General features: G+C 68.9%; 1 protein-coding gene. It reads left to right on the top strand.

Annotated elements, in window-relative coordinates; translation table 11 throughout:
* Window positions 1–91 precede the first annotated feature (91 nt).
* A partial coding sequence (locus tag AC1D15_RS34170) for a phosphohexomutase domain-containing protein (protein ID WP_477829569.1) occupies window positions 92–1,015 on the top strand: 924 nt, incomplete at its 3' end.

Genomic DNA, 1,015 nt, shown 5'->3' with positions numbered 1-1,015 from the left:
GGTGTGGGGTGCCGCCGGGCTGATCGACGGCGGCGGGCGCTAGTTGCCGCAAAATCCCGTCCTCACAGATCCTGGGCGTGGAGACAAGCGCATGAGCAGAACCTATTTCGGCACCGACGGCATCCGCGGGACCGTCGGCCAATCGCCGATCACCCCCGATTTCATGCTGCGCCTCGGCCATGCGGTGGGCCGGGTGTTGAAGGCCGACATTGCCAAGCCGACGGTGCTGATCGGCAAGGACACGCGGATCTCCGGCTACATGATCGAATCGGCGCTCGAAGCCGGTTTCGCGTCGGCCGGCGTCGACGTGCTGCTCACCGGCCCGCTGCCGACCCCGGGCGTCGCGTATCTCACGCGCGCGCTGCGGCTGGACCTCGGGGTCGTGATCAGCGCCTCGCACAACGCCTACCCGGACAACGGCATCAAGTTCTTCTCGGCGCGCGGCGAGAAGCTGCCCGACGAGTGGGAGCAGCGTGTCGAGGCGGCCCTCGAAGAGCCCGCGCAATGGGTCGACTCGGCCCAGCTCGGCAAGGCGCGCCGGCTCGAGGCAGCGCGCGGCCGCTACGTCGAGTTCTGCAAGAGCACCTTCAGCAACGACCTGTCGCTGAAGGGCCTGAAGATCGTCGTCGATGCGGCGCACGGGGCGGGCTACCAATCCGGGCCCGACGTGTTCCACGAACTGGGTGCCGAGGTCATCGCGATCGGCTGCAACCCCGACGGCCTCAACATCAACGCCGGTTTCGGTGCCACCGCGCCGGCCGCCCTGGTCAAGGCGGTGCGCGAGAACCAGGCGGACTACGGTGTCGCGCTCGATGGCGATGCCGACCGCCTGCAACTGGTCGATGCCGACGGCCGCCTCTACAACGGCGACGAGCTGCTCTACGTGATGGTGGCCGACCGCCTGGCGCAGGGGCAACGCGTGCCCGGCGCGGTCGGCACGCTGATGACCAACATGGCGGTCGAGGTGGCGCTGAAGGCGCAGGACATCGAGTTCGTGCGCGCCAAGGTCGGCGAC

Source organism: Rhizobacter sp. P2_H2, from assembly GCF_056403375.1.
Note: the sequence above shows the minus strand (reverse complement) of the source record. Positions and strands in the feature narration are given on the sequence as shown.